This window comes from Paracnuella aquatica (assembly GCF_003332885.2).
GTDB classification, from domain to species: domain Bacteria; phylum Bacteroidota; class Bacteroidia; order Chitinophagales; family Chitinophagaceae; genus Flavisolibacter; species Flavisolibacter aquaticus.
Genome location: NZ_QOWJ01000001.1, coordinates 298,957 through 322,277 on the forward strand (window position 1 = coordinate 298,957; position 23,321 = coordinate 322,277).

At 49.3% G+C, this 23,321-nt stretch carries 28 protein-coding genes; 23 read left to right on the forward strand and 5 right to left on the reverse strand.

Annotated features, from left to right (window positions below):
• Positions 1–78: 78 nt before the first annotated feature.
• The 3 genes from DRJ53_RS01290 to DRJ53_RS21635 are packed head-to-tail and all read left to right on the forward strand — an operon-like array spanning position 79 to position 1,124.
• The gene (locus DRJ53_RS01290; protein ID WP_123893283.1) at positions 79–318 is read left to right on the forward strand and encodes a hypothetical protein; all 240 of its coding nucleotides are present in this window, start codon (positions 79–81) and stop codon (positions 316–318) included.
• Positions 315–926, forward strand: a complete 612-nt coding sequence (locus tag DRJ53_RS01295) for a queuosine precursor transporter (RefSeq protein ID WP_241558414.1) — start codon at positions 315–317, stop codon at positions 924–926. The genes DRJ53_RS01290 and DRJ53_RS01295 overlap by 4 nt, the downstream gene beginning before the upstream one ends.
• 54 nt (positions 927–980) lie before the next feature.
• Positions 981–1,124 carry a hypothetical protein gene (locus DRJ53_RS21635; RefSeq protein ID WP_241558415.1) on the forward strand — a complete coding sequence of 48 codons (144 nt, stop codon included), beginning with the start codon at positions 981–983 and terminating at the stop codon, positions 1,122–1,124.
• A 112-nt stretch (positions 1,125–1,236) separates the two neighbouring features.
• Here DRJ53_RS21635 and DRJ53_RS01300 read toward each other — a convergent pair whose 3' ends face one another.
• On the reverse strand, positions 1,237–2,283 hold the full coding sequence (locus DRJ53_RS01300; protein WP_114233775.1) for a nucleoid-associated protein: 1,047 nt from the start codon (positions 2,281–2,283) through the stop codon (positions 1,237–1,239).
• Positions 2,284–2,444: 161 nt separating this feature from the next.
• On the opposite strand from DRJ53_RS01300, the gene DRJ53_RS01305 reads away from it, so the two are divergent.
• From DRJ53_RS01305 to DRJ53_RS01340, 8 genes are all read left to right on the forward strand, one after another.
• Complete coding sequence (locus DRJ53_RS01305) at positions 2,445–4,262, forward strand: MutS-related protein (RefSeq protein WP_114233776.1); 1,818 nt, start codon at positions 2,445–2,447, stop codon at positions 4,260–4,262.
• Positions 4,263–4,367: 105 nt separating this feature from the next.
• Positions 4,368–5,438, forward strand: a complete 1,071-nt coding sequence (locus DRJ53_RS01310) for a lactonase family protein (RefSeq protein ID WP_162303779.1) — start codon at positions 4,368–4,370, stop codon at positions 5,436–5,438.
• Between the two features lie 104 nt (positions 5,439–5,542).
• On the forward strand, positions 5,543–6,076 hold the full coding sequence (locus DRJ53_RS01315; RefSeq protein ID WP_114233778.1) for a hypothetical protein: 534 nt from the start codon (positions 5,543–5,545) through the stop codon (positions 6,074–6,076).
• A gap of 36 nt (positions 6,077–6,112) precedes the next feature.
• Complete coding sequence (locus tag DRJ53_RS01320; RefSeq protein WP_114233779.1) at positions 6,113–6,637, forward strand: hypothetical protein; 525 nt, start codon at positions 6,113–6,115, stop codon at positions 6,635–6,637.
• A gap of 32 nt (positions 6,638–6,669) precedes the next feature.
• A complete protein-coding gene (locus DRJ53_RS01325; protein ID WP_114233780.1) occupies positions 6,670–7,215 on the forward strand; it encodes a hypothetical protein in 546 nt (181 codons plus the stop codon).
• Positions 7,216–7,383: 168 nt separating this feature from the next.
• Entirely contained in the window at positions 7,384–7,581 is a 198-nt protein-coding gene (gene rpmI / locus DRJ53_RS01330) for a 50S ribosomal protein L35 (RefSeq protein ID WP_114233781.1), read from the forward strand.
• 71 nt (positions 7,582–7,652) lie between these two features.
• On the forward strand, positions 7,653–7,997 hold the full coding sequence (gene rplT, locus DRJ53_RS01335; RefSeq protein WP_114233782.1) for a 50S ribosomal protein L20: 345 nt from the start codon (positions 7,653–7,655) through the stop codon (positions 7,995–7,997).
• Positions 7,998–8,123: 126 nt separating this feature from the next.
• Positions 8,124–9,524, forward strand: coding sequence for a type III PLP-dependent enzyme domain-containing protein (locus DRJ53_RS01340; protein ID WP_114233783.1), 1,401 nt, complete (start codon positions 8,124–8,126; stop codon positions 9,522–9,524).
• 52 nt (positions 9,525–9,576) lie between these two features.
• On the opposite strand, the gene DRJ53_RS01345 is transcribed toward DRJ53_RS01340, so the two are convergent.
• A complete protein-coding gene (locus DRJ53_RS01345) occupies positions 9,577–10,029 on the reverse strand; it encodes a hypothetical protein (RefSeq protein WP_114233784.1) in 453 nt (150 codons plus the stop codon).
• Positions 10,030–10,089: 60 nt separating this feature from the next.
• On the opposite strand from DRJ53_RS01345, the gene DRJ53_RS01350 reads away from it, so the two are divergent.
• Complete coding sequence (locus tag DRJ53_RS01350) at positions 10,090–10,536, forward strand: nuclear transport factor 2 family protein (RefSeq protein WP_241558417.1); 447 nt, start codon at positions 10,090–10,092, stop codon at positions 10,534–10,536.
• 129 nt (positions 10,537–10,665) lie between these two features.
• Here the strand turns inward: DRJ53_RS01350 and DRJ53_RS01355 are convergent, their stop codons facing one another.
• Both DRJ53_RS01355 and DRJ53_RS01360 read right to left on the reverse strand, forming a co-directional pair.
• Positions 10,666–11,934, reverse strand: coding sequence for a hypothetical protein (locus DRJ53_RS01355; RefSeq protein ID WP_114233786.1), 1,269 nt, complete (start codon positions 11,932–11,934; stop codon positions 10,666–10,668).
• 192 nt (positions 11,935–12,126) lie between these two features.
• Positions 12,127–12,567: an Hsp20/alpha crystallin family protein gene (locus DRJ53_RS01360; RefSeq protein WP_114234406.1), complete on the reverse strand. Its 441-nt coding sequence runs from the start codon at positions 12,565–12,567 to the stop codon at positions 12,127–12,129.
• A gap of 192 nt (positions 12,568–12,759) precedes the next feature.
• Between DRJ53_RS01360 and DRJ53_RS01365 the strand changes: the two genes are divergently transcribed.
• From DRJ53_RS01365 to DRJ53_RS01395, 7 genes are all read left to right on the forward strand, one after another.
• Entirely contained in the window at positions 12,760–13,176 is a 417-nt protein-coding gene (locus DRJ53_RS01365; protein WP_114233787.1) for a BrxA/BrxB family bacilliredoxin, read from the forward strand.
• 83 nt (positions 13,177–13,259) lie between these two features.
• Positions 13,260–14,423: a prolipoprotein diacylglyceryl transferase gene (locus tag DRJ53_RS01370; RefSeq protein ID WP_114233788.1), complete on the forward strand. Its 1,164-nt coding sequence runs from the start codon at positions 13,260–13,262 to the stop codon at positions 14,421–14,423.
• Between the two features lie 234 nt (positions 14,424–14,657).
• Positions 14,658–15,515: a sigma-70 family RNA polymerase sigma factor gene (locus DRJ53_RS01375; protein ID WP_073041057.1), complete on the forward strand. Its 858-nt coding sequence runs from the start codon at positions 14,658–14,660 to the stop codon at positions 15,513–15,515.
• Between the two features lie 69 nt (positions 15,516–15,584).
• The gene (locus tag DRJ53_RS01380; RefSeq protein WP_114233789.1) at positions 15,585–16,466 is read left to right on the forward strand and encodes a DUF4249 domain-containing protein; all 882 of its coding nucleotides are present in this window, start codon (positions 15,585–15,587) and stop codon (positions 16,464–16,466) included.
• Positions 16,467–16,638: 172 nt separating this feature from the next.
• Positions 16,639–17,586 carry a thioredoxin-disulfide reductase gene (trxB, locus tag DRJ53_RS01385; protein ID WP_114233790.1) on the forward strand — a complete coding sequence of 316 codons (948 nt, stop codon included), beginning with the start codon at positions 16,639–16,641 and terminating at the stop codon, positions 17,584–17,586.
• Positions 17,587–17,730: 144 nt separating this feature from the next.
• Positions 17,731–18,081 (forward strand): dihydroneopterin aldolase, encoded by a 351-nt coding sequence (gene folB, locus DRJ53_RS01390; protein WP_162303780.1) that lies wholly within the window; start codon positions 17,731–17,733, stop codon positions 18,079–18,081.
• A gap of 9 nt (positions 18,082–18,090) precedes the next feature.
• Complete coding sequence (locus DRJ53_RS01395; RefSeq protein ID WP_114233792.1) at positions 18,091–18,837, forward strand: tetratricopeptide repeat protein; 747 nt, start codon at positions 18,091–18,093, stop codon at positions 18,835–18,837.
• 85 nt (positions 18,838–18,922) lie between these two features.
• On the opposite strand, the gene DRJ53_RS01400 is transcribed toward DRJ53_RS01395, so the two are convergent.
• Positions 18,923–20,266, reverse strand: a complete 1,344-nt coding sequence (locus tag DRJ53_RS01400) for an MATE family efflux transporter (protein WP_162303781.1) — start codon at positions 20,264–20,266, stop codon at positions 18,923–18,925.
• An 87-nt stretch (positions 20,267–20,353) separates the two neighbouring features.
• On the opposite strand from DRJ53_RS01400, the gene DRJ53_RS01405 reads away from it, so the two are divergent.
• The 4 genes from DRJ53_RS01405 to lpxK are packed head-to-tail and all read left to right on the forward strand — an operon-like array spanning position 20,354 to position 23,318.
• A complete protein-coding gene (locus DRJ53_RS01405) occupies positions 20,354–21,142 on the forward strand; it encodes a DUF3822 family protein (RefSeq protein WP_114233794.1) in 789 nt (262 codons plus the stop codon).
• Positions 21,130–21,693: an RsmD family RNA methyltransferase gene (locus DRJ53_RS01410; RefSeq protein WP_114233795.1), complete on the forward strand. Its 564-nt coding sequence runs from the start codon at positions 21,130–21,132 to the stop codon at positions 21,691–21,693. Before DRJ53_RS01405 ends, DRJ53_RS01410 begins: the two co-directional genes overlap by 13 nt.
• On the forward strand, positions 21,674–22,252 hold the full coding sequence (locus DRJ53_RS01415; protein ID WP_162303782.1) for a 5-formyltetrahydrofolate cyclo-ligase: 579 nt from the start codon (positions 21,674–21,676) through the stop codon (positions 22,250–22,252). Before DRJ53_RS01410 ends, DRJ53_RS01415 begins: the two co-directional genes overlap by 20 nt.
• Entirely contained in the window at positions 22,242–23,318 is a 1,077-nt protein-coding gene (gene lpxK / locus DRJ53_RS01420; RefSeq protein ID WP_114233797.1) for a tetraacyldisaccharide 4'-kinase, read from the forward strand. The genes DRJ53_RS01415 and lpxK overlap by 11 nt, the downstream gene beginning before the upstream one ends.
• Positions 23,319–23,321 lie beyond the last annotated feature (3 nt).

Genomic DNA, 23,321 nt, shown 5'->3' on the forward strand with positions numbered 1-23,321 from the left:
GCCCCGAAAACCAACACACCTTTCATGCACCGGATTGCCCTTTTGGCCAAAGTCGCTTTTATCTGTAACCTATCTTTTTTGGCCCGCCTGTTTTTTCAGCGGTGGGCGCCCGATGGCAAAAGCGTGATGGTGTCGATGCTGGCCATTCTCGGCCTGGTACTGGGCATGTGGATTATCAATCCGCTTTCAAATATTGCCAACGCAATTGTGTTGATGCGGCGCAAAACGTTGTTTCCCGCAGTGCCGCGCTGGCTGGCTGTTACCAACTTCTTCTTCCTGATCTTGCAAATCATTTATATATTCCGCACCTGGTTATGATCAAAGCACTGCTCAACGACAAGCCCGCCCGCCTGTTTCTTTATTTCGCTGCATTTTTTGTTGCCAATGCACTGATTGCAGAATGCATTGGCGGTAAAATATTTTCGCTGGAAGCCTTGCTGGGGCTGCCTCCGGCAAATTTTACGCTGTTGGGACAAAGCGGACTTTCGTTTAACCTTACCTGTGGGGTGTTGCTGTGGCCGCTGGAGTTTGTGATGACGGATATTGTGAATGAATATTACGGGCCAAAAGCGGTGCGCCGCATTTCTTATGTAGCGGTGGCGCTTATTTCCTACGCTTTTGTCATGTTTTATATGGCCATTCATATTCCGGCCGCCAACTGGTGGGTGGGTTCCCGTGCAGCCGAAGGCATCTCCGATATGCAGATGGCGTTTGGCGGCGTGTTTGGCCAGGGGCTATGGATCATTGTGGGCAGCCTCGTGGCTTTCCTTATTGGGCAGCTGGTCGATGTATATATTTTTCACCGCATTAAAAGGGTAACCGGCGAAAAAAAGGTGTGGCTGCGGGCCACCGGATCTACCATGGTGTCGCAGTTTATTGATTCGTTTGTAGTGCTGTTTATTGCATTTAAAATAGGCGCCAACTGACCCATAGCGCAGGTGGTGGCCATTGGCTTGGTGAATTATGCGTACAAATTTACTGTGGCCATTTTGCTTACTCCGGTTATTTATGTTGCAGAAAAAAAGATCGAAAACTACCTCGGTACCGATGTGGCCCGCAGGATGAAACGCGCCGCAATGGGCCATGACGAAGAATCTTACACGAATATTCCCGCAGCAGGATGAGGGGATTGACGATTTTAGATTTCGGATTTACGATTTAGGCGATTGTGGTAATACGAAAACTTCCGGCTGTTCAGAACAATCGTAATTCGTCAATCTAAAATCCAAATTCGCTCTACGCTTCTTCCTGGTAATATATTTTATAAAACTTCCTGCCGTCTTCGTCAATACCCCGTTCAATGAGGTCGGTGTTGCCGTGGATATAAATGTGAAAGTTCTTATCGAGCTTGAGCACGCTTTTATAAATGCGGGTTTGTTTTTTCACCGCCTGCGGCGAAATGGCAAACGAATCGGCAATGTCCACCTCGTGCTGGCTTACATACTGGGAACCAAAGCTGCGAAACGATTCGATGTGGCCTTCGTCGGTAAACACTTCCTGCTGAAATTCATTGATGTCAAACGCTTCTTTGTGCTTAAAATATTCCAGTGATTTGTGCAGCAATTCAATCTGGTCTTTGCGTTCCAACCCAAACTCTTCTTCCATCGGGCCGGTAATAAATTGCTTGGTCAGCGTCAGCAAATGGTTGGTGTGGTGGTATTCGGTTTTTTGCGCAGCTACACCCAAAAACTGTTCTTTCCAGTAAATGGCTTCCTCGCCGCGGCCCTGGTTGTCAAACAGCAACACATCAAAACCATCATCGCCATTGTTGTTGATGATCAGGCAGCCTTTGTCCATTTTGCCCAATTCGGCACCTTCTTCCATTTCCACGGCTACGGTTCCGCCCTGAACGGCGGTTTGTAAAAACAGCGCTTTATTTTCTGTTTTAAACAAACCAATGGCTCGATGCATACGGCCTTCCACCGGCAAGCCTTCAAAAATGCCGATGTACAGTTCGCCGGCTTTTACTTTCGGGTGGGTCGAGCTTTCGTAAAGGTGGCGGGCAATGGCGCCCGAGTTGGCCTCAAAATTTTCGCGGTTGGTAAACGTGTCCAGCACATACTGGTACACTTGGTTAAATTGCAGCGAGTTGGGATGGTGAAAACGAAACCATTCCACCGCGTTGCTGAACCGGTTAAGAAATGATCCGCCGATGGCTTCCAGCGCTTCCTCGCTTAATTCCAGCGCAGCTTCCGAAATATGCAGCGGTTCCAGGTTGTTTTTACTGCCCACATAATGTACCATCAAATGTTTCAGGGCGGCGCTCTTCAGGTTCAGTTCCATCTTTTACCACGCAGGTTTAAGCTGCGAAAATAAGCCGGGCCCGGTAGGGCAGCAGCGATGTGGAGAAATATTGCGCTGGCCGTTCACCACAGGTGAATGCCGCACGAAAATGAGTTGAGCCGGCAGGGGCGCAAAAAACTTAGCACTTATCTTCGCCCGGTATGGCCCAAGATCCAGCGTCCGTTTATGCCGCCGAAAAAGCGCGGCATGCAGCAACACTGCACCTTTTGCAACAAAAGCACAACCGGCTGGGATGGCTGCGCCTGCTTACCCTTGCCGGTACGGCTATTGGTGCTTACCAGTTGTTTATGGCGGCCGGCGCATGGGCCTGGGTAGTGGTGTTGGGCGGCATTGCCCTTTTTTTATGGGTCGTGTCGGTGGATGCCAATAACAACCGCAAACTCAATTTTGTAAAACAGCTGCTCCACATTAATGAGGAGGAATTAAAAATCCTTTCGGGCCAGTTCAACCACCGGCCAACGGGCAGCCAGTTTGCACCGCAGGTGCACGATTATGCCGCCGACCTCGACCTGTTTGGTACTTATTCGCTTTATCAATACATCAACCGGTGCAGTAGCGAGCAGGGCAATGCATTGCTGGCCAATAACTTGTTGGAGCCCCTGCCCGTTGATGAAATTTTGCTGCGCCAGCAAGCCGTGGAGGAGTGGGCACCGCAACTTCAATGGCGACAGGAACTGCAGGCCATTGCAGCACTTTCGCCCATCACTACCAACACGCAGTTGCGCCTCGAACGTTGGCTGGCGCAAAAAGACGAATCGTTTACACACCCGGCCTGGAAATGGGTGGTGCCGGTCTATACTTTATTTGCCTGCGGCATAGCTGCTGCGGCCATTTTCGACCTTATTCCCGGTGCGCTTTTTTCCGCCATGCTGTTTTTATTCATCATCACTTCGTTTGCGTTGGGTAAAAAAGCCACCGCCACTTCGATGCAGTTGTCGGGAGTGGTGGCCGAAATGGAGAGCCTTGCCGGCATTTTGCAATGTCTGGAAAAGCCGACGTTTAAAAGCAGTTTGTTGCAACAGCTACAGGAAAGTATAACGAACGCCAATAGCACTGCATCAAAAGAAATACACGGGCTCAAGTCCATTCTCAACCGGTTCGACCTGCGGCTGAATGTGTTTCTTTTTATTTTCCTGAACGCGTTCCTGTTGTGGGATGTGCGGCAAATGATGGCGCTGCATCGCTGGCGTATGGGCAATAAAAATGCAGTGTCGAATTGGTTCTGGGCCATCACGCAAGCCGAAGTGTTGAACAGCCTTGCTGTATTGCGGTTCAATAAACCGACTTGGGTGCAGCCGCAATTTACTACGCCCTATTTCTATTTTGAGGCTACCGGTGTGGGGCACCCGCTTTTACCCGAAGACCAGCGGATAACTTCGGACTTCGAACTGAAAGGAACGGGCAAGATTGCCCTCATCACGGGTTCGAATATGGCGGGTAAAAGCACTTTTTTGCGTTCGTTGGGTGTGGCTGTGGTGCTGGCGCAAATGGGTGCCGTGGTGTGTGCCCGTTCGCTGCTACTGTCGCCGGTGCAACTGCTTTCGTCCATGCGCATTGCCGATAACCTGGCGGAAAATACATCCACGTTTTACGCTGAACTGAAAAAACTAAAAGTGATCATTGAAGCAGTGCGGGAAAATCGGCCGGTGCTGGTGTTGTTAGACGAAATTTTACGCGGCACCAATTCGTTGGACCGCCACACGGGTTCCAAGGCACTGATCCAGCAACTGATTCGCGAGGAAAGCGTAGCCGTGCTGGCCACCCACGATGTGGAACTGGCCGCACTGGAACAACAATACCCGCAAAGCGTCGAAAACTACCACTTTGATGTGCAGGTTGCCGGCGAGGAACTGTATTTTGACTATAAATTAAAAACGGGCATATGCTCAAACCTCAATGCTTCGGTGCTGATGCGGAAGATTGGCATTGAATTGGACGAAGAAGCGCCCCGTGCGTAGCACCTATTGTTACCCGTCTTGCCGTCAAAACATCTACCTTTCATTTACATACTTTATTATATGCGTTGTTTGTTGCTGTTTTGCAGTTTATTAATTAGCTGTAGTTTGTTTGCACAAAATTTAACCCTGTTTGTAGGCACTTATACAGGTTCCGGCAGCAAGGGCATTTACACGTATCAATTCAACACGGCAACCGGTGCACTAACTCCTGTTGCCGCTACCGATAGCGGCACTGTCGACAACCCGTCATACCTGGCGTTGGCGCCAAGCGGTAGTTTTTTGTATGCCGTAAACGAAACCGGTGGCGCACAACCCGGCGCCATTAGTGCTTTTGCAGTTGGCCCAAACGGAAATCTGTCTTTGATCAATAAAGCCGTCACAGGAGGCGATCACCCTTGTTATGTGGCGGTGCACCCCAGCGGAAAATGGGCTGTGGCTGGCAACTATAGCGGTGGCAATTTTTCTGTTTTGCCTTTAAAAGAAAATGGTTCGATGCAGCCTTTTACGCAGTTGGTACAACATAGCGGCACCGGCCCCAACCGCGAACGGCAGGAAAAGCCGCACGTGCACATGACAAAGTTTACGCAGGACGGAAAACACCTGCTGGTGCCGGACCTGGGCACCGATAAATTGAACGTGTATGAATTTATTGCAGCCGATTCCGCTGCGATTAAGCCGGCTCCAGCGCCGTTCGTGAAAGCCGCGGCCGGTGGCGGTCCGCGCCACGTGGACCTGCATCCCACTGGCAAATATGCCTACCTCATCGAAGAGTTGACGGGCACAGTTGCAGTGTATGCTTTCGACAATGGCAACATGAAACTGTTGCAACGCATCAGCAGCCACCCGAAAGGTTATGCGGGCACCATCGGCAGCGCCGATATTCATGTGTCGCCGGACGGTAAGCACCTCTACGCATCAAACCGGGGAGACGCCAACAACATTGCGCAATTCATTATTGGACCCAGTGGAAAGCTTGTTTGGGTGGGCGCTACGCCCAGTGGCGGCCGTTCGCCGCGCAATTTTACCTTAACGCCTGATGGAAAATTTTTGCTGGCAGCTAACCAGGAAAGCAACAATATTGTTGTGTTTAGCCGCAACGCAGCTACGGGAAAATTAACCCACACCGGTATCGAAGTATCGGTACCCAAGCCAGTGTGCCTGCTTTTTGCAAAATAATTAGGGCGCTTTTACAATCCATGTAGCAAAAAGCGCAGTTCAACCATTAGCTGCTTTCAAATTGGAGGCGCATTGTTCATTTTTGAGGTACTCAACACAAAAAAATGAACGATGCGCTTTCCCGTTTAATGGACCTGGTGGCAATGGGTGTATCGGTGGTTTTGGCTGCCGTGTTAGCCGTAGCCTGGTACAAAAAGGCTGCAAGCCGGGTTCGTGCCGTTCCGCTGTTTTTTGTGTTGTTTGGCCCGGTGGCAGTTGCCGTGCATATGGCAATGCACCTGGTTGGCGTAGGCATTGCGGCCAGCCGCAAAATGGCTGCGGGCAGTTTTCAATACGATTTTCGATTTTACTCGCTGCTGCTGATGGCCGGCGTGCTGCTATATATTAGCCTGCGGCTGTTGCAACTTTCCAGGCCTGACTATTTAGTTGCTACAATATATCGGCAGCAAAGGCTGGCGGCCTGCGGCTGGCTGGTGCTGGTATCGGTGCCCACCATTCCGTTCACGTTTATTGGCTCGCTGCCGGTGCAGGCGGTGCTTATACATTTAGTAGCAGCATATTTCGTGGTTAAAAAAACGGCGGACAGCGTGGCGACACCCATCACAAAAAAAGTTGCCGCTGCCGCGGTTGCATCTTAAAAATCCCTCCTTCAAGTCATTACACAACCAAAACATATGAAAGAGTTCTTTTTCAAATACATCGACCTCGTCACCATCATCATCACCCTTGCATGGACCATTGGGGCTACCATTTTTGCCATAAAAAGCGGTGGCAAAGGATTGCGGGTGGCTCTGATGCCGCTGGTTTTCCTGGGCCCGGTGATGCTTATTTCCTGCATGTTTACGCACCTCGCTGAAATCAGTTTTCACGCCGTTGATTCTGATTTTACCGGCAAGTTTTCGCTGCGCTTTTATTTATACGCGTTGTACCTGATGCCGCTGGTGCTGGGCAATGCCGGTATTTATATGTACCGCGGAATGCTTCGTTTTTTAAGCGATGCTGCAACCAGCAAAAGAGAAATATTGCAACCTGCAGGCATTATTGCACTGGTGCTTTTCCCGCTGCTGTGGCTTACACCGCTGGCCGCAATCATGTACGTGGTAGTGGGCATTTCGGTGGCGGCCCTTTTTGCGGTACGCAAAAGGGAAAGCGCCGATTATGACCTGGACATGCTGACGCTGCAAGAAGCAACTGCTTGAAACTAATCACCCAAACACTAACGAATTAAACCATGACACTGCAACATTTTTTCGAGGTCTTTTCCGGACCAACGGCCATCATTTCTTCCATCATCATCACCATCACACTTACCTGGGTCAAACGAAAATGCCGGCCAGACCGGGTTCGGGGGTTTTTTGCCGGCTTGCTGCTGTGGCCCGCAGTCGTGCTCATGTGTTTCATGGTCATGCATATTGGCCACAACAGCTACAATGCATTTGTTACCATCCGCGATGGAAAAGCGGTGTTTGCATTTTACCATTATGGCCTGGTGCTGTTTGGCGGCACCGTGGGCACACAGGCTTACTTTTTGGCAAGGCAGGTGCTGCGGCATGTTCGGGGCAACCAGCGGTTTAGCGGGCGGGTGTATTTCAATATCCTCAGGATTGTAGCCACCACACTGCCCACATGGATCTTTACCGTCATTGGTATTATACCCACCATCCTCATGACCATTGCGCTGCTGGCTTCCCTTTTTACCCACCGCGCTGCTAAAAAAGCGGCGGCACCGGCTTCGGAAGAACTGCTGCGGGCACCTGCAGCACCGGTTTTGGGATAAATTTGATAAATAAGGGCCATTAAAGCGATTTGCATTTTCGCCCATTGCGTTTTATTTCCTACTTTTGCGGCCCATCTTTTAAAAAAGGGTGGGCATTTCCTGAAGTGGCTCCATAAGTCTTTCCCTGTGGAAAGCGCCTCAAAGGATCAACACAAACCGCATTTTGCAATGCCTAAGGTTAAAACAAACTCCAGCGCCAAGAAGCGCTTTAAGGTGACCGGTACCGGAAAGATCACCCACCAAAAGTCGTTCAAACGTCACATCCTCACCAAAAAATCAACCAAGCGTAAGCGTGGAATGCGCATCGACGGCGTTGTAGCCCAGTCGCACCAGGATTTTGTAATGCGCTTGCTGCGCCTGAAGTAAACTGCCGGCTTTTCGCCAGCAGCAGAAAACGACTTTGAACTTATTACTCTGAACTTTAAACTTATTTCCATATGCCTCGTTCCGTAAACGCGGTTGCCTCCAGGGCCCGCCGCAAAAGAATCTTAAAGCAAGCCAAAGGTTTTTATGGCAAGCGTAAAAATGTTTACACCGTTGCCAAAAACGTTGTAGAAAAAGGTATGACCTACAGCTATGTAGGCCGCAAACTGAAAAAGCGTGAATACCGTGCCCTTTGGATTGCCCGTATCAATGCCGCTGTACGTGCAGAAGGACTGACTTACTCTCAGTTCATCAACCTGCTGAATCAAAAAGGCATTACCCTGGACCGTAAGGTGCTGGCCGATCTGGCGATGAACAACCCCGAGTCGTTCAAAGCGCTGGTGGCACAGGTTAAGTAATGAACATTTAGTGCACAACTCATATAAGCCGTTCCGCATTTTTGTGGAGCGGCTTCTTTTTTGTATGGTGTAACTTTTACTTTTGCACAACTAATTTCTGTTCACTGAACTACCCATTTTTCCTCAATGAACAATACTTACTTAGGCCTCGTTGAACAAACCTTCAATTTTCCGCAGGAAGGCCTGGAGCTCAAGAGCGGGTATTTGCAATTCAATGGCCTCGACATCAAAGCTTTGATCGACAAGTATGGCACGCCCATGAAGTTGACGTATCTGCCCAAGATCGGCATGCAGATCAACAAAGCCAAGCAGATGTTTGCCAACGCTTTTAAAAAGCACAAATACGAAGGCGAGTATTTTTATAGTTATTGTACTAAAAGTTCGCACTTCTCCTTTATCGTTCAGGAAGCACTGAAGCACGATATACACCTGGAAACATCTTACGCCTACGACATCGAGATCATCAAAAACCTCTATGAAAAGCGCAAGATCACCAAGGACATTCATATTATTTGCAACGGGTTTAAGCAAAAAGGCTATACCCGCCGCATTGCGCAGCTCATAAATGGTGGCTTTAAAAACGTGATTCCTGTTTTGGACAACAAAGAGGAATTGCAGGCGTATCGCCGGTCGGTGAAAGTGCCTTTTAAAGTGGGCATCCGCGTGGCGGCCGAAGAAGAGCCGACTTTTCCTTTCTACACCTCCCGCCTGGGCATCCGTGCAAAAGACATCCTGGAATTTTACGTAGACAATATCGAAGGCTACGAAGACAAGTTCCAGCTGAAGATGCTGCACATCTTTTTGAACAAAGGCATCAAGGACGACATTTACTACTGGTCGGAATTGAACAAAGTGATCAACCTGTATTGCCAGTTGAAAAAGATCTGTCCAGAACTGGATTCGATCAACATTGGCGGCGGCTTTCCCATTAAGCACTCGCTGGGTTTTGAGTACGACTACCAGTTTATGATCAACGAAATTGTAGGCAACATCAAAGCTGCGTGCAAACGCAACAAGGTGCCTATGCCGCATATTTTCACCGAATTTGGTTCGTACACCGTAGGCGAAAGCATGGCCCATATTTACAGCGTTATTGGCCAAAAAACACAGAACGAACGGGAGATCTGGTACATGATCGATTCGTCGTTCATTACCACGCTTCCCGATACCTGGGGCATTGGCGAAAAGTTTTTAATGCTGCCCATCAATAAATGGAATGAGGAGTACCAACGAGTCGTTTTAGGCGGCATCACCTGCGATAGCCACGATTATTATGATTCGGAGGAACACATCAACGAAGTGTTTTTACCGAAGGCAGTAGGCGAGGAGCCGCTATATGTCGGCTTTTTCCATACCGGCGCCTACCAGGACCAGATCAGCGGCTATGGCGGTATCAAGCACTGTCTCATCCCGTCGCCCAAGCATATTATTGTTGAATACGACAAAAACGGCAAGCTGGAAGATTGGGTTTATGCCAAAGAGCAGAGCGCCCAAAGCATGCTGAAAATTTTAGGATACATCAAATAAAAAACTCCCGCCTGGTGCGGGAGTTTTTTTGTAAAGCGGTTGCTGGCATCTGTTAGTTGCCGCCCCTTAAAATTTCGCGGGCCCGTTTAGTGTCCTGGCTGCCTTCGGCCTTACGCTGCGGTTGCGTAATCACGCCGTTGTTGCCCAGGCTTGGCCGGCCGCCGTTGTTTACATTTGGGCGTGTGTTGTTCACGCTAGGCCGGGTGTTGCCGCGGTAATAGCCGCCCCGGTTGTACACCCTTGGGTTGGCCGGGTACCCGTAACCATAATTATCATAAGGCGAACCGTAGTTGCCAAAAGGGCTCACCTGGTAATATCTTCCGGTAAATGGGTCACGCTCCACCACAATCACGCCGTTGTTGCCGTAGGGTGCCTGCCGATATGCCCGGCTTCTGGGCGCATCTTCATAATACCCGCCGGCGCCTTCCTGCAATGTGGTACAGCCTACGGCAAATACCATCAACACAGCAATAACTGCCACCGATAAAAAATTGAAACGCTTCATTTTCTGATTGTTTTACTTTGAGGTGCAATACTTTAGCCAAATAATCTTAATAAAATGTGTATGCGTTATTTGCTGGTAATCTTAACATTTTGCACCCTGAGCGCCGGTGCACAAAACGAAACAGACGCGGTAAAAGCCACCGTTAACCGCCTGTTTGACGGCATGCGCAAAGGCGACTCGGCGCTGCTGATGCAGGCCTTTGCTCCCGGCGCCATATTACAATCGGTTGGGCGTACAAGGGAAGGTGCCACCGTGGTGCGCACCGATTCGGTAGCAGCATTTGCCAGGCAAATTGGCACTCCGCATACCGAGGTATACGACGAACGAATCGAGTTTGGCGCTATCCATATCGACGGCAATATGGCTTCGGTATGGACGCCCTACAAATTTTACCTAGGCGATAAATTCAGCCATTGCGGCGTCAATTCATTTCAACTGGTAAAACTGAATGGCGCCTGGAAAATCCAGTACCTCATCGACACCCGCCGGCGGGAAGGATGTGAGTAGGTTGGAGTCGGAAGTCCGAGGTCGGAAGTCGGGAGTAGTAAATGACTATTTTTTAAATGACAAAGGGAATGATTGTTCATTCCCTTTGTCATTTCTTTGGACTTCCGACCTCGGACTTCTGACTTCGGTCTACCTCGTCTTCAACCGGTATTTTTTATTCACTTTCGGGCTGTTGAAGTAGCGGTTGAGTTCTTCTTCCGACAAGTCGTTGGTGATTTCGATGGGCACATCAATGAGTTGTACCTGAACGGCTTTCAGTTCGTCGCGCAGCTTGTTGGTTTTGCGGGTAATGTCCCAATCCCGTTCGCCCAGCAGCATGTTATCGGGGATCAGGTATTCCAACCTTTTAATGGAAGAGCGGATTTGTGCCGCCTGGTTTTGGTCCACGGTTTTGTTGGGCACAGATGCTTCCTTGATGGGCACCATGGCCAAACCCACACTCGGTAATATTTTACCAGTGCGTTGGGTTTCAGGGTTGGTAGCCGTGCTCATAATGGTCCCGGTCAGCGAGGTGGTGGTGGAAGTGAGGTCAAACGCGGTACGGGTGTTTTTGGTTTTCTTCAAACGCTTGTCCAACACCAGAAAGGTGTACTTAAGGCGTAGAATATAAGTCTGGATGTTTTTTACCACCTGGTCGTACTCCTGCTTGGCCAGCGGGTAGTTCAGCGCATTTCGAATAATAAGCCGTACTGTAGCAGTATCGCGGCTTTGGAAACGGGTGGTGCCGATAAAGCTCAGGGTTACCACCCGAACGCCAGCCGAGTCTTTGTCTTTTACATAATCATACGACGGCCGCCAGCGAAATTCATCGTCGCATTTTTTTACATCGGTATAATCGGAAATCGCAGCCGAAGGCAGCATGATGATGTTTTCTATGGGAAAGGAGCCGTTTTCACACAACACGCGGAAGCGGATTTCCTCGCCTTCATCAACATACACGGTGCCGCTCACCGCAGGCTTGATCTGCGAAGGGATGATTTCGGTGCTGTAAAAAACAATGGAAAAACTCGTGTCAATTTTCTCGGTAGGGTTCACCAGATTTTGCACGCCAATATTTACTTTATAATTGACGTCGTACTTCAGTTTTCCCGACAAAAAATAAGATTTGTCGGCGCGGAAATTCAGCGTGCCGTTGTCTTTGTTGATCCGCAAACCCACCGGCGAATTGCGCAGGTACCAAAAGTACTGCTCCGGGTTTTTGTTGATCTGCAACTGGTAATTTAGGCTCGAATCAACATGGATGGTAAAGTACGGGTTGAGGTTGATGATCCGAAGGGTAGAATCGGGGTGGTACACCTGCATGGTATCCTGGTGCACCTGCACGGTATCTACATCCTGCGCTTGGGCCACGTAGCCAAAACACAGGAAGATGGACGCTAAAAGTATTGTTTTCAACATGCTGGAACCGAATAAATTGCCCTGCAATATTAGGCATTAACCTTTTACCAATAACCCAATGCAGGTAATAGGTTACAGGCAGCGGTAGGCTTTACTGCATCGGCTTGAATTAGCGGGCAGTATTTTTTAAAATAAAAAGCCCCTCGTGGAAACAAGGGGCGTAAACCAAAACCAACTGCTTATGAGAAAAAGTTATTGTATTGCGATTTGCTTCACAGGCTCTTTCATTTCCACTTTTTTTGGCAAGTTCAATATCAAAATTCCGTTGTAGTAGCGGGCCTCAATCTTTTCCGCGTCAATCGTTTCATCCAATGTAAAAGAACGCTTGAACGAACGCTGGCGAAACTCAGTGCGGATGAAGCCTTCCTGTTGTTTTTCTTCTTCCGCTTTGTGCGCTGCTGCAATGGTGAGCAGGTTTTTGTCCAGATCAATTTGAAATGCTTCCTTCTCAAAACCGGGAGCTACCAACTGCAACTCGTAACCATTTTCCGTCTTCCGGATGTTTACCGGGGTGCTGTGCCCGTTTCCATTGGCGCCGTTCTTAAATAAAGACGGTGCAGGATAAAAAAAGTCATCGAGGATGTTGTTAAAACTTTGTTCAAAAGGCCGGTTTGCTAATTTGTAGGTTGTCATAGTATTTTCTGTTAGATGTTTACTTGTTTGCATCCTTATTTTCAAACAGCGTACCATTGCATAAAATGATGGTTTACATGACAGTTATGCAGTTTTTTATTGTCGAATGTGACAAAATGTTATGAATTAGCTGGGGCTGAGCACAATAATGACAGTTCCTTACCTTTGCAATGCAAAAAACACAAATAATATATGTATCCAATAGAGATCGTACAACCAATGAAAGAGGAGCTAACCGAATACGGCTTCCAGGAATTATTAAACCGCGATGAAGTGGAGGCGCAACTGTCGAAGCCTGGCACTACGCTGGTAATGATCAACTCGGTTTGTGGTTGCTCTGCCGGCACGGCCCGCCCGGGTGTGCTGATGGCAGTGCACAACAGCGAGAAAAAGCCCGACTTCCTTACGACTTCGTTTGCAGGTTTTGATGTGGAAGCCATCCAGGCCATTCGCCAGCACCTGCTGCCTTACCCACCGTCTTCACCGGCCATTGCCTTGTTTAAAGACGGGCAACTGGTACATTTTGTAGAACGCCACATGATCGAAGGCCGTTCAGCACAAATGATTGCGCACAACCTTATTGGCGCATTTGAGCAACACTGCAATTAATTGCTTTAATTTGAGGCCTCTCCATGTACTGGAGAGGCCTTTTTATATTCCGCAACACCGCCTTTTTCACCTCAGTATTTTGCATGTATCCCAACCTTTACTACGCTTTTAAAGATCTTTTCGGACTGGAAATTGGCCCCCTGCGCTTTATCAACTCCTTTGGCTTTTTTGTAGCCATCGCCTTTTTCGTGGCGGCCGCACTGCTTACGTCCGAGCTTAAAAGAAAAAGCAAGCTGGGTCTGCTGCAGCCAACAGAAGATACGGTAACCGTTGGCGAGCCGGCCAGCACCACCGATCTGCTGCTCAATTTTTTACTGGGTTTTGTGTTGGGATATAAAATCCTGGGGATGTTTTTTCTGGGCCCTGAAATTACTGCCGATCCGCAGGCTTATATCTTTTCCGGCGCCGGCTCCTGGCCGCTGGGCTTGCTGCTGGGCGGCGTTTTTGCTTTTTTAAAATGGCGGGAAAAACAAAAAACACGGCTGGAAAAACCGGAAAAGCGAAAAGTGCGCCTTTGGCCGCAGGACCGGGTAGGAGAGATCACGCTGCTGGCACTTGTTTTTGGCCTGCTGGGTGCCAAGCTGTTCGATATTTTCGAAAACTGGAGCGAATTTTTAAAACGCCCCATGGATTTTATCCTGTCGGGCGGCGGTCTTACTTTTTACGGCGGCCTGATATGCGCCACTATTGCCATCATCATTTTTGCACGCAAACACAAAATCCCGCTGCGGCACCTGGCCGATAGCCTGGCGCCGGCGTTGATGATTGCCTATGCCATTGGCCGGATCGGCTGCCAGGTAGCTGGCGATGGCGATTGGGGCATTGAAAACACAGATCCCAACCCTTTTAGCTGGTTGCCCGACTGGGTGTGGAGCTATAATTATCCACATAATGTAAACGAAGTGGGCGTACCTATTCCGGGCTGCGAAGGTCGTTACTGTGCCCAACTGCCGGTGGGTCATTACCCTACGCCTTTTTACGAAACGGTAGCCTGCATGTTGCTGTTTGGTGTGTTGTGGGTATTCCGCAAAAGGCTGAAAACACCCGGTGCCCTTTTTGCTCTGTACCTGATCCTGAACGGGCTGGAGCGCTTTTTCATTGAAAAAATCAGGGTAAATAACCGCCTGGATTTCTTGGGTTTTCAGCCCACACAGGCCGAGGTGATTTCCACCTGCCTGATTTTTATCGGTATCGGATTGTGGATTTACCTGAGCAAAAAAAACAGCGTGCAGCCAGTTGCACGCTAAACTTGTCTTACGATAAATGGAACGTTTTTAACACGAAAGAGTGTTAATAGTTATATATTAAAATGCATAGTATAGTTTTTGTAGCCTTTTATATGGCTGATGGAATTAGAAAGTTTGGGTAAAAGATGTTACCTTTGCAGACTGATTTTTTTGAACAGCAGTTTTTCTAGCGCTTGTTTCCAGCCACACGCAACATTTCATTCTGATTAACAATATAAACAACTCCGTTTTATTATGAGGCAGCTTAAAATTGCCACCCAGATCACGAACAGGGATTCCCAGGCCGTGGAGAAGTATCTGCAGGAAATTTCGAAAATTCCGATGATCACTCCCGAAGAGGAAACCACCCTGGCTCAGCGGATCAAAATGGGTGACCAAAGAGCTTTGGACAAACTGGTACAGGCGAACCTTCGCTTTGTGGTATCGGTTGCCAAGCAGTACCAGCACCAGGGTCTTTCGCTTTCCGATCTGATCAACGAAGGCAACCTGGGCCTGATCAAAGCTGCCCAACGCTTCGATGAAACCAAGGGTTTTAAATTCATTTCTTATGCCGTATGGTGGATCCGTCAGTCCATTTTGCAGGCTTTGGCTGAGCAGGGCCGCCTGGTGCGCCTGCCCCAAAACAAGATCGGCACCTACAACAAAGCCAACAAAGCTTACATGGCTTTTGAGCAGGAGCACGAACGGGAACCAAGCACTGAAGAACTGGCCGACATCCTGGAAATGAGTGAAACCGAGATCAACAATATCTTCCAAAGCAATACCCGCCACACTTCGCTGGATGCACCCGTGCACGAAGCTGAAGACGTAGCGATGGGCGATTTGCTGGAAGGCAGCGACGATACCGACGATGACGTGATGAAAGATTCATTGCGTGCCGAAATTCGCCGTGTATTGAAATCGCTGAGCCCCCGCGAAGCGGAGATTGTGAATGCCTATTTTGGCCTTGATGGCGAAAATGGCACCACCATCGAACAGATTGGACAGAAGTATGACCTTACTAAAGAACGCATCCGCCAGATTAAAGAGCGGGCCATCAAACGCCTGCAAAAGGCCCGGTACAGCAATGCACTGAAGGCTTATTTGGGATAAGCGTCCCGATATTTTTCCGAAAGCCCTGCAACAAATGTTGTGGGGCTTTTGTTTGTAATTTCACCCCTTATGCGCCGAATTCTTGCTCCACTTTTTTTGCTCATAGTAGTTACCGGCTGCGAAAAAGCCGTGGACTTTGACCTGGAAGAAGCCGAGCCAAAACTGGTGGTGGAAGCAACCATTGAGAACGGGCAGGCGCCGGTAGTGGTCCTTTCGCGGTCTTCCAACTTTTTTGCGCAGATCAGTCCCGAGCTGCTGGCGCAAAGTTTTGTCCGCAATGCGGAAGTGTATGTTTCCAATGGCACATTGACCCACCGGCTCAAGGAATTTACGGTGCCCACCGGCAATGGCTATTCGCTCACTTTTTATACCAACGACCCGGCGCAACCGGCAACGGCTTTTGTAGGTGCATTGAAGACGGGCTATATGCTAAAAATAATTGCTGACGGCAATGAATACACCGCCCAAACCACTATTCCGGATACGACCCGCAGGCTGGATTCGATTTGGTGGAAACCGGTGCCCAATGCCGTTGATGACGAAGAAATATCGCTGTACATCCGGGCTACAGACCGCCCGGGTTTTGGCGATTATATCCGCTATTTTACCAAAAAGAACAGTGGAACATACCTACCGCCGTTTACATCAGTCTTCGATGATTTTATTATTGACGGCTCCACTTACGAGCTGGTAGTGGAACCCGGCTTTAACCGCAACATCGAACGCAACGACGAAGACTATTACTTTAAACGCGGCGATACCATCAGCTTAAAACTCGCCAACATCGACCGCGCCACCTACGATTTCTGGCGCACCATGGAGTACGGTTACAATTCGGTCGGCAATCCTTTTTCTACGCCTGTAAAAGTGCTCGGCAACATCAGCGGCGGCGCACTGGGTTATTTCGGTGGCTATGGCGTGCAGTATAAAACGGTGGTGGTACCGAAGTAGTTGGAAGACGGAAGACGGAAGTCCGACGACGATCTTTCAAGCATGTGATGTCCAGCGCTACTTAAGTTTTGTTTAAACTAATGCAACTGCGTCGTCTTTCTTCCGACTTCCGACCACGGACTTCCGACTTTTCCCCACTTCCACCTAACTTTGCACCGCATAAGAATACAGCATGGATCAAAATATATCAGAAAGGGTTAATTGCCTCATCATAGGATCGGGACCGGCCGGTTATACCGCTGCCGTTTATGCAGCACGGGCCAACATGAAACCGGTGTTGTACCAGGGCATTCAGCCAGGTGGTCAGCTTACCATCACCACCGAAGTGGAAAACTATCCGGGCTTTCCGGAAGGCGTGCAGGGACCGGAGCTGATGGTGCATTTCGAAAAGCAGGCCCAGCGCATGGGTGCCGATATCCGGTATGGTTTGGCCACCAAGGTCGACCTGTCGGAGCAACCGTACAAAGTGTGGATCGACGAAGAGAAAATCATCGAAGCATACGCCATCATCATTGCCACCGGTGCATCGGCCAAGTGGCTGGGTATTGAAAGCGAACAGCGGCTGAACGGCCATGGCGTTAGCGCCTGCGCCGTTTGCGACGGATTTTTCTTCCGCGGTAAAGAAGTGGCTATTGTAGGCGCCGGCGATACCGCAGCAGAAGAAGCCTTGTACCTTTCAAAGTTGTGCAGTACCGTACATATGATTGTACGCCGCGATGAAATGCGGGCTTCCAAAGTAATGCAGGACCGGGTTAAAAACACTGCCAACATCAAGATCTACTGGAACAGCGAAACCGACGAAGTGCTGGGCGATAAGTTGGTGGAAGGCGTACGCATCCGCAATAACCAAACCGGTGAAACCGTAGAAGTGCCGGTGCGTGGTTTTTTCGTAGCCATTGGGCACAAACCCAACTCGGACATTTTCCAGGGCATGCTCGACATGGACGAATCTGGCTACATCCTCACGGTGCCAGGTTCGGCTAAAACCAATGTGGAAGGCGTGTTTGCCTGCGGCGATGTGCAGGATAAAATTTACCGCCAGGCCATTACGGCTGCAGGCAGCGGTTGCATGGCTGCACTGGATGCTGAACGTTACCTTTCGGAAAAAGGTTTTCATTAAGTTTTAGAAAAACGGATCGTTTATCAAACGATTGGTTTTATATAAAATAAGCGGATGCCCATGCTCCGCTTATTTTTTTAATGAGAACAAACCCGTTAATTATCCCGGCACAAAAATTTTGATACCAACACGATGGGTGCATCTATGACAATAGAATTAAGGTCGCTGCGTTTTTTTTCGGGCCACGGTTTGTACGAAGAAGAAGAAAAAGCGGGCAATGAATTTGAAGTAGACGTGACCGTTTCGTTTTTGCCGCAGGAGCACCCGGTCACCAAACTGGCGCACACCGTAAATTACGTGGCCGTGTACCAGATCGTAAAAGCAGTCATGGAACAACGGCAGCAATTACTGGAAACCTGCGCCATGATCATTTGCACGCAGCTGAAGGAGGCGTTTCCGCAAATTCTGGATGCAACCATCAGCATCAAAAAAATGACGCCGCCCATCACCGGGTTTACCGGTTCGGTAGGGGTGCGGTATTCACAAACATTTTAATCCTATTGCATGAAAGCAAAATTGTTGGTACTGTTACTGGTTTGTTTTTTTACGGCAAAAAGCCAGCAACAGCAGTTAATTGCCGAAGCGGTAAAACTCGAAGCAGCGTTCCAGGAGGCAGCGGCGTTGGACAAACTGGCGCAGGTGTTGAAGGCGGAACCAACCAACTATTTTGCCCTTTGGAAAAGCAGCGAGTTGCACAGCCGGCTCGGAATTGCGCAGCCCACAAAAGCCAAACAAATGGCTTATTATACCCGGGCCCAACGTCTGGCGCAACAAGCCATTAAAGTGTTGCCGAAAGGCGCGGAAGGATATTATGCACTATCGGTGGCTATGGGCCGCCTGGCACTGGCGGGTCCAACAAAAGAAAAAATTGCCGCGGTAAAAGCTATCAAAGAAAATGCGGAAAAAGCTTTGCAGCTCAATCCCGGTCATGGCCGTGCCTGGCATGTGTTGGGCAAATGGCACTTTGAAGTAAGCGGCCTCAATATGATGGAGCGCACCGCGGTTAAAGTTTTTTATGGTGGTTTTCCGCCTGCATCAACACAGCAAAGCATCCGTGCTTATGAAAAGGCCCAGAGCCTGGAGCCTGCATTTGCCCTCAACCACCTGGAGTTGGCCAAAGCATACATTCGCAACAACGAGGAAGCAAAAGCAAAAGCCCTGTTGCAACAACTGGCTTCGCTACCCACCCGCACCGGCGATGATAACCGTGTAAAAGCAGAAGGCAAAGAACTGCTGCGCAGCATCAACTAATCTGCGGCCGCGGTATTAGTCTCACATTGTTTTAATCCTTTGTGCTTCTTCCTGTCTTTCTGCCTTCGTGGCTCAATGGCAAATCTTAGATCTTTTTCTGCTGCCACTTACCCTTTTTCAAATAAGTGTAAGAAAGGCCAAACATCAGCGACCAATACAATATCTCCGAAGCCCAACCCCAAATAATGGGCAGTTGATATACTTCTAGGGTTAGGTACACATAGCTGCAATAAACGATGATGGCACCAAGCTCAATCAAAAACGTCATGCGGCTGTTGCCGGTACCGGTTACAGCTTGCAGCCACACGGTTCCAAATGCCATCAGCACCAGCGCCGAAGACACCAGGCGCAATACCGGTATCGCCATTTCCATAAAGTCTGGTCCCTGGCCGTAAATGCTTAAAAACAGCTGCGGAAAAAGGTTCAGCAACAGGCAGATGGACAGTGCCGTTCCTGCGCTCAGCTTAGTAATCTTGCCAATCAGCGGCAGCACTTCATCATGTTTTTGCTGGCCAATCACGTTGCTCACCATCGCGTTGGAAGTGGCCGCAAAAGCCCAAACCGCCACGCCAAAAAATCCAAACACATTGCGCATGGTATTGGAAACGGCGAGGCTGGTTTGCCCATGGTGCTCCACTAGGATGTAAAAAAACACCCAGCTGATGATGGAAATAGCGTGCTGAAAAACCAGCGGCCCTGACATGCCCGCAATCAGCCTAGCCTGTCCCGCATCCCAGCGAAAGCTTTGAAACAACTGGAATCGTTGCCCGATGCCCTTGGCCTGGATCACCAGATAAATAACAAACATGCCCGTGAACTCCGCGATCACCGAAGCATAGGCGGCACCATTGAAACCCAGGTTGGGAAAACCCAGCTTGCCAAAAATGAGTGTGTAATCGAAAAAGATATTGGCGGCGGCTTCGGCAAGGGTGCCGGCAATCAGGAACCGGCTTTGGTTGGTGCCTACCAGCAACGCGTTGCGCATTTGGTAAATAAATAAGAACGGCAAACCCCATATGCGGATGCGCAAAAAATCGACCGACATGCGGTAGGTTTCTTCCGAATGCAGGGAAGCCCGCAAAATAAGCGGCGCCACAAAATAGGTGACAAGGATGCCGAATAACGCAATGAGCAAGGAAATGAGCACGCCCTGGCTAAACAGTCGGCCAATTTCTTCCGGTTTGTTTTCGCCGGCACGGCGGGCAATCAGCGCCTGCAGGCCATTGTTCAAGCCATAGCCAACCGACCCGAAAATGAGGTAATACACACCGGTAATGGAGGCCGTAGCCAACGATTGCTCGTTGAGGTGACCGAGGAAAATATTGTTGATGATAAAATTGGCCTGGGGCACCATCATCGCCAAGCTGATGGGCACCGCAATTTTCAGTATCTGCCGGTTGGAAGTATTTACCTGTAAAGCCGTTTCCATAAAAAAGTGTTGCAAGCTACAACAACCATTTTTGTGTGCACCACATTTAGGCGGAATCGTTATTTTGCACAGCATAAAACCCGCATATTGAAGACCCTTTTTGAATCAGGCAGGCTTTCAGTTGCACCTTCAGAAACACTGCTGATGGAGCTGGGCACCGAGTATTGTTTGCTGTCAAAAATGGATCCCGAAACCGGGGCACCCGCATTTGCGCGGCTCTATGCTTTTCCCGAAAGAAACCTGCAAGCGGCATTGGAATCAATTGTTGGTTTGGTAAAAGAAAGCGCAGCGGACGACGTTCACCTGGTGGCCTCACTTGCATTTCCGCAAGCTGCCATTGTACCCGAAGCTAACGGGGTTGCGTACCCGCAAATGCTACAGGCGCTGTTTCCGGGCAGCATTGGCAGGCCGGCAACTTATGTAAATGGAAAAACCTACGCCTTCCACGTCCCGCCGGCAGTTCACCAGGTACTGGGCAAACATTTCCGCTCCGTGGAATACCGGCCGGCAATTGCTTGTGTGCCGGAAGGCGACGGCGAAGCCAACAGCATCCATGTATTTTTTGTTGATCACCAGATCAGGGTGGCTGTTTACAAACAACACCAATTGCAGCTGGTGCAGCAGTACAGCTTCCAGGTGCCGCTGGATGTGGTGTATTATTTATTGAAAATATGCACCGAGTTTAGCCTGTCGCAGCAGGAAACGTTGGTTTCGGTTTCCGGTTTTATCGAAGCTGTGTCGCCCTTGTATAAAGAGCTGCACCAATATTTCCTTAATATCCGGTTCAGCCCGCTCCAATCGGTGGACATTGACGGGCAGCCCGTGCCGCAATATTATTTTTCTTCACTGTACAACCTGGCTCAATGCGCATTATAAGTGGCACACTGGGCGGCCGCCGCATTCACCCGCCGGCAAATATGCCCCACACCCGTCCAACAACCGATATTGCCAAAGAAGGCTTGTTCAATATTTTGCAAAACACGATCGACTTCGAGTCGCTTAAATCGCTGGACCTGTTTGGCGGTACTGGCGCCATCACTTACGAGCTGGCCAGCCGGGGCGTACCCGATTTGACCATTGTAGAAAAAGACAATGCAATGGCTGCCTTTATCCAAAAGAATTTGCAGCAATTGGGGCTGGATGGCGTTAAACTGGTAAAGTCGGAAGTATTTCGTTTTATTGAAACCTGCAAACAAAGCTTCAGTTTTATTTTTGCCGGCCCGCCTTATGCGCTGACCACCATCGACGACCTGCCACTGAAAATATTTCAGCATGGATTGTTACTGCCCGGTGGTGTGTTTGTGCTGGAACATACGCCACGCAACAATTACGAGTCGAACCCGCATTTTGTAAAAGTCCGCAACTACGGCACCACCGTATTTTCTTTTTTTGAAAACAATGCAGCCGATGGCGGTAACGATGCGTAAAAAAGAAGCCCGTGCCCATTTCCGGGCACAACGTGCCGCCGTTACCGATGTGCAAAAAACAAAATGGGACGACCTGTTGCTGATTCAGTTGCAGCAGCTGCATTTGCCGTTCCTCAATCATGTTTTGAGTTATTACCCCGCTGATGAAAAAGGCGAAGCGGAAACTTTCTTCATCACCGATTTTCTGCGGTTTCAAAATCCGGGTGTGGAAGTGGCTTATCCCCGCATTGAAGGCGATGGATTGATGCACGCCGTGGTGCCGCAATCCGAGGATGATTTTGTGCCCAACGCATATCAAATTTTGGAGCCGGTTGGTGATCACATCATTCAGCCGGAGCAAATTGAATTGGTATTGGTGCCCTTGTTATGCTTTGATGAACAGGGCAACCGCGTTGGTTATGGAAAAGGATATTACGACCGCTTTTTGCAGCAGTGCAATTCCGATTGTTTGAAGGTGGGCCTGAGTTACTTTGAGCCCATTGCGCAAATAGAAGACGCCAGTGAATATGACGTACCTTTAAACCTTTGTATCACTCCGCAAAAGGTTTATGTTTTCTAACTGGTTTCTGAAATCATTCCGCATTCTTTTACTGCCGTTTGCCTTGCTGTATGGCGCTATTGTGGTGCTGCGCAACCGGATGTATGATAAAAAAATTTTGCGCTCCACATCGTTTGGGCTGCCGCTTATTTGTGTAGGCAACCTGTCAACTGGCGGCACCGGCAAATCGCCGATGGTGGAACTGTTGGTAAAAAACTTAAAGGGGGAATTTAAAGTGGCTACGCTGAGCCGCGGGTACAAAAGAAAAACAACTGGCTATGCGCTGGCCTCTGAAAAAACTACGGCTATTGATATCGGTGATGAACCCATGCAGTTTTACCGAAAATTTCCCGACGTGCCCGTGGCAGTAGGTGAGGAGCGCATTGTGGCCATTCCGCAACTGCTGCACGACCGCCCCGATACGGAAGCCATCATCTTGGACGATGCATTCCAGCACCGCTCCATTCAACCGGGTTTTAATATCCTGCTCACCGATTGTAACAACCTGTTTACCCGCGACTTTTTTTTACCCACCGGCGATCTGCGCGACGAACGTGGCTCGTACCGGCGGGCACAAACAATTGTGGTAACCAAATGCCCGGCAGATATGAGCGAAGAAATGCGGCAGGGCATTGTTGCTGAAATTGAACCAATGCCAACGCAAAAGGTTTATTTTACCACCATTGCCTATGGCACGCCGTATCATTTGGTGAATGGAGAAGAGATGGTATTGCAAAGCGCCACCGAGGTGTTGCTGGTTACCGGCATTGCCAACCCCAACCCGCTGAAAAAGCACCTGGAGCACCAAACCAACCAGTACCACCTGATGTCGTATGGCGACCACCATATTTTTACCATCGACGATTTCAAGGAAATAAAAAAGCGGTTCTATGCGCTGCAGGCAAGCAATAAAGTGATACTCACCACCGAAAAGGACGCCATGCGGCTGCTGAAGTTTGCGGCCGAGATGGATGGCATACCTTTTTATGTTTTACCAATTGAACACCGCTTTCTGTTTGGCGGTCAGGAGGCCTTTTTACAAACTGTTGCTAACTTCATAAGGCACTTTAAAAAAACGGAATCATAACAC

What these genes read in the sequence shown, in the direction of transcription:
- DRJ53_RS01295 (WP_241558414.1), top strand. Translation starts at nt 315, where the DNA reads ATGATCAAAGCACTGCTCAACGACAAGCCCGCCCGCCTGTTTCTTTAT.
- DRJ53_RS01300 (WP_114233775.1), bottom strand. Translation starts at nt 2,283, where the DNA reads ATGGAACTGAACCTGAAGAGCGCCGCCCTGAAACATTTGATGGTACAT.
- DRJ53_RS01305 (WP_114233776.1), top strand. Translation starts at nt 2,445, where the DNA reads ATGGCCCAAGATCCAGCGTCCGTTTATGCCGCCGAAAAAGCGCGGCAT.
- DRJ53_RS01315 (WP_114233778.1), top strand. Translation starts at nt 5,543, where the DNA reads ATGAACGATGCGCTTTCCCGTTTAATGGACCTGGTGGCAATGGGTGTA.
- DRJ53_RS01320 (WP_114233779.1), top strand. Translation starts at nt 6,113, where the DNA reads ATGAAAGAGTTCTTTTTCAAATACATCGACCTCGTCACCATCATCATC.
- DRJ53_RS01325 (WP_114233780.1), top strand. Translation starts at nt 6,670, where the DNA reads ATGACACTGCAACATTTTTTCGAGGTCTTTTCCGGACCAACGGCCATC.
- rpmI (WP_114233781.1), top strand. Translation starts at nt 7,384, where the DNA reads ATGCCTAAGGTTAAAACAAACTCCAGCGCCAAGAAGCGCTTTAAGGTG.
- rplT (WP_114233782.1), top strand. Translation starts at nt 7,653, where the DNA reads ATGCCTCGTTCCGTAAACGCGGTTGCCTCCAGGGCCCGCCGCAAAAGA.
- DRJ53_RS01340 (WP_114233783.1), top strand. Translation starts at nt 8,124, where the DNA reads ATGAACAATACTTACTTAGGCCTCGTTGAACAAACCTTCAATTTTCCG.
- DRJ53_RS01345 (WP_114233784.1), bottom strand. Translation starts at nt 10,029, where the DNA reads ATGAAGCGTTTCAATTTTTTATCGGTGGCAGTTATTGCTGTGTTGATG.
- DRJ53_RS01350 (WP_241558417.1), top strand. Translation starts at nt 10,090, where the DNA reads ATGCGTTATTTGCTGGTAATCTTAACATTTTGCACCCTGAGCGCCGGT.
- DRJ53_RS01355 (WP_114233786.1), bottom strand. Translation starts at nt 11,934, where the DNA reads ATGTTGAAAACAATACTTTTAGCGTCCATCTTCCTGTGTTTTGGCTAC.
- DRJ53_RS01360 (WP_114234406.1), bottom strand. Translation starts at nt 12,567, where the DNA reads ATGACAACCTACAAATTAGCAAACCGGCCTTTTGAACAAAGTTTTAAC.
- DRJ53_RS01365 (WP_114233787.1), top strand. Translation starts at nt 12,760, where the DNA reads ATGTATCCAATAGAGATCGTACAACCAATGAAAGAGGAGCTAACCGAA.
- DRJ53_RS01370 (WP_114233788.1), top strand. Translation starts at nt 13,260, where the DNA reads ATGTATCCCAACCTTTACTACGCTTTTAAAGATCTTTTCGGACTGGAA.
- DRJ53_RS01375 (WP_073041057.1), top strand. Translation starts at nt 14,658, where the DNA reads ATGAGGCAGCTTAAAATTGCCACCCAGATCACGAACAGGGATTCCCAG.
- DRJ53_RS01380 (WP_114233789.1), top strand. Translation starts at nt 15,585, where the DNA reads ATGCGCCGAATTCTTGCTCCACTTTTTTTGCTCATAGTAGTTACCGGC.
- trxB (WP_114233790.1), top strand. Translation starts at nt 16,639, where the DNA reads ATGGATCAAAATATATCAGAAAGGGTTAATTGCCTCATCATAGGATCG.
- folB (WP_162303780.1), top strand. Translation starts at nt 17,731, where the DNA reads ATGACAATAGAATTAAGGTCGCTGCGTTTTTTTTCGGGCCACGGTTTG.
- DRJ53_RS01395 (WP_114233792.1), top strand. Translation starts at nt 18,091, where the DNA reads ATGAAAGCAAAATTGTTGGTACTGTTACTGGTTTGTTTTTTTACGGCA.
- DRJ53_RS01400 (WP_162303781.1), bottom strand. Translation starts at nt 20,266, where the DNA reads ATGGAAACGGCTTTACAGGTAAATACTTCCAACCGGCAGATACTGAAA.
- DRJ53_RS01410 (WP_114233795.1), top strand. Translation starts at nt 21,130, where the DNA reads ATGCGCATTATAAGTGGCACACTGGGCGGCCGCCGCATTCACCCGCCG.
- DRJ53_RS01415 (WP_162303782.1), top strand. Translation starts at nt 21,674, where the DNA reads ATGGCGGTAACGATGCGTAAAAAAGAAGCCCGTGCCCATTTCCGGGCA.
- lpxK (WP_114233797.1), top strand. Translation starts at nt 22,242, where the DNA reads ATGTTTTCTAACTGGTTTCTGAAATCATTCCGCATTCTTTTACTGCCG.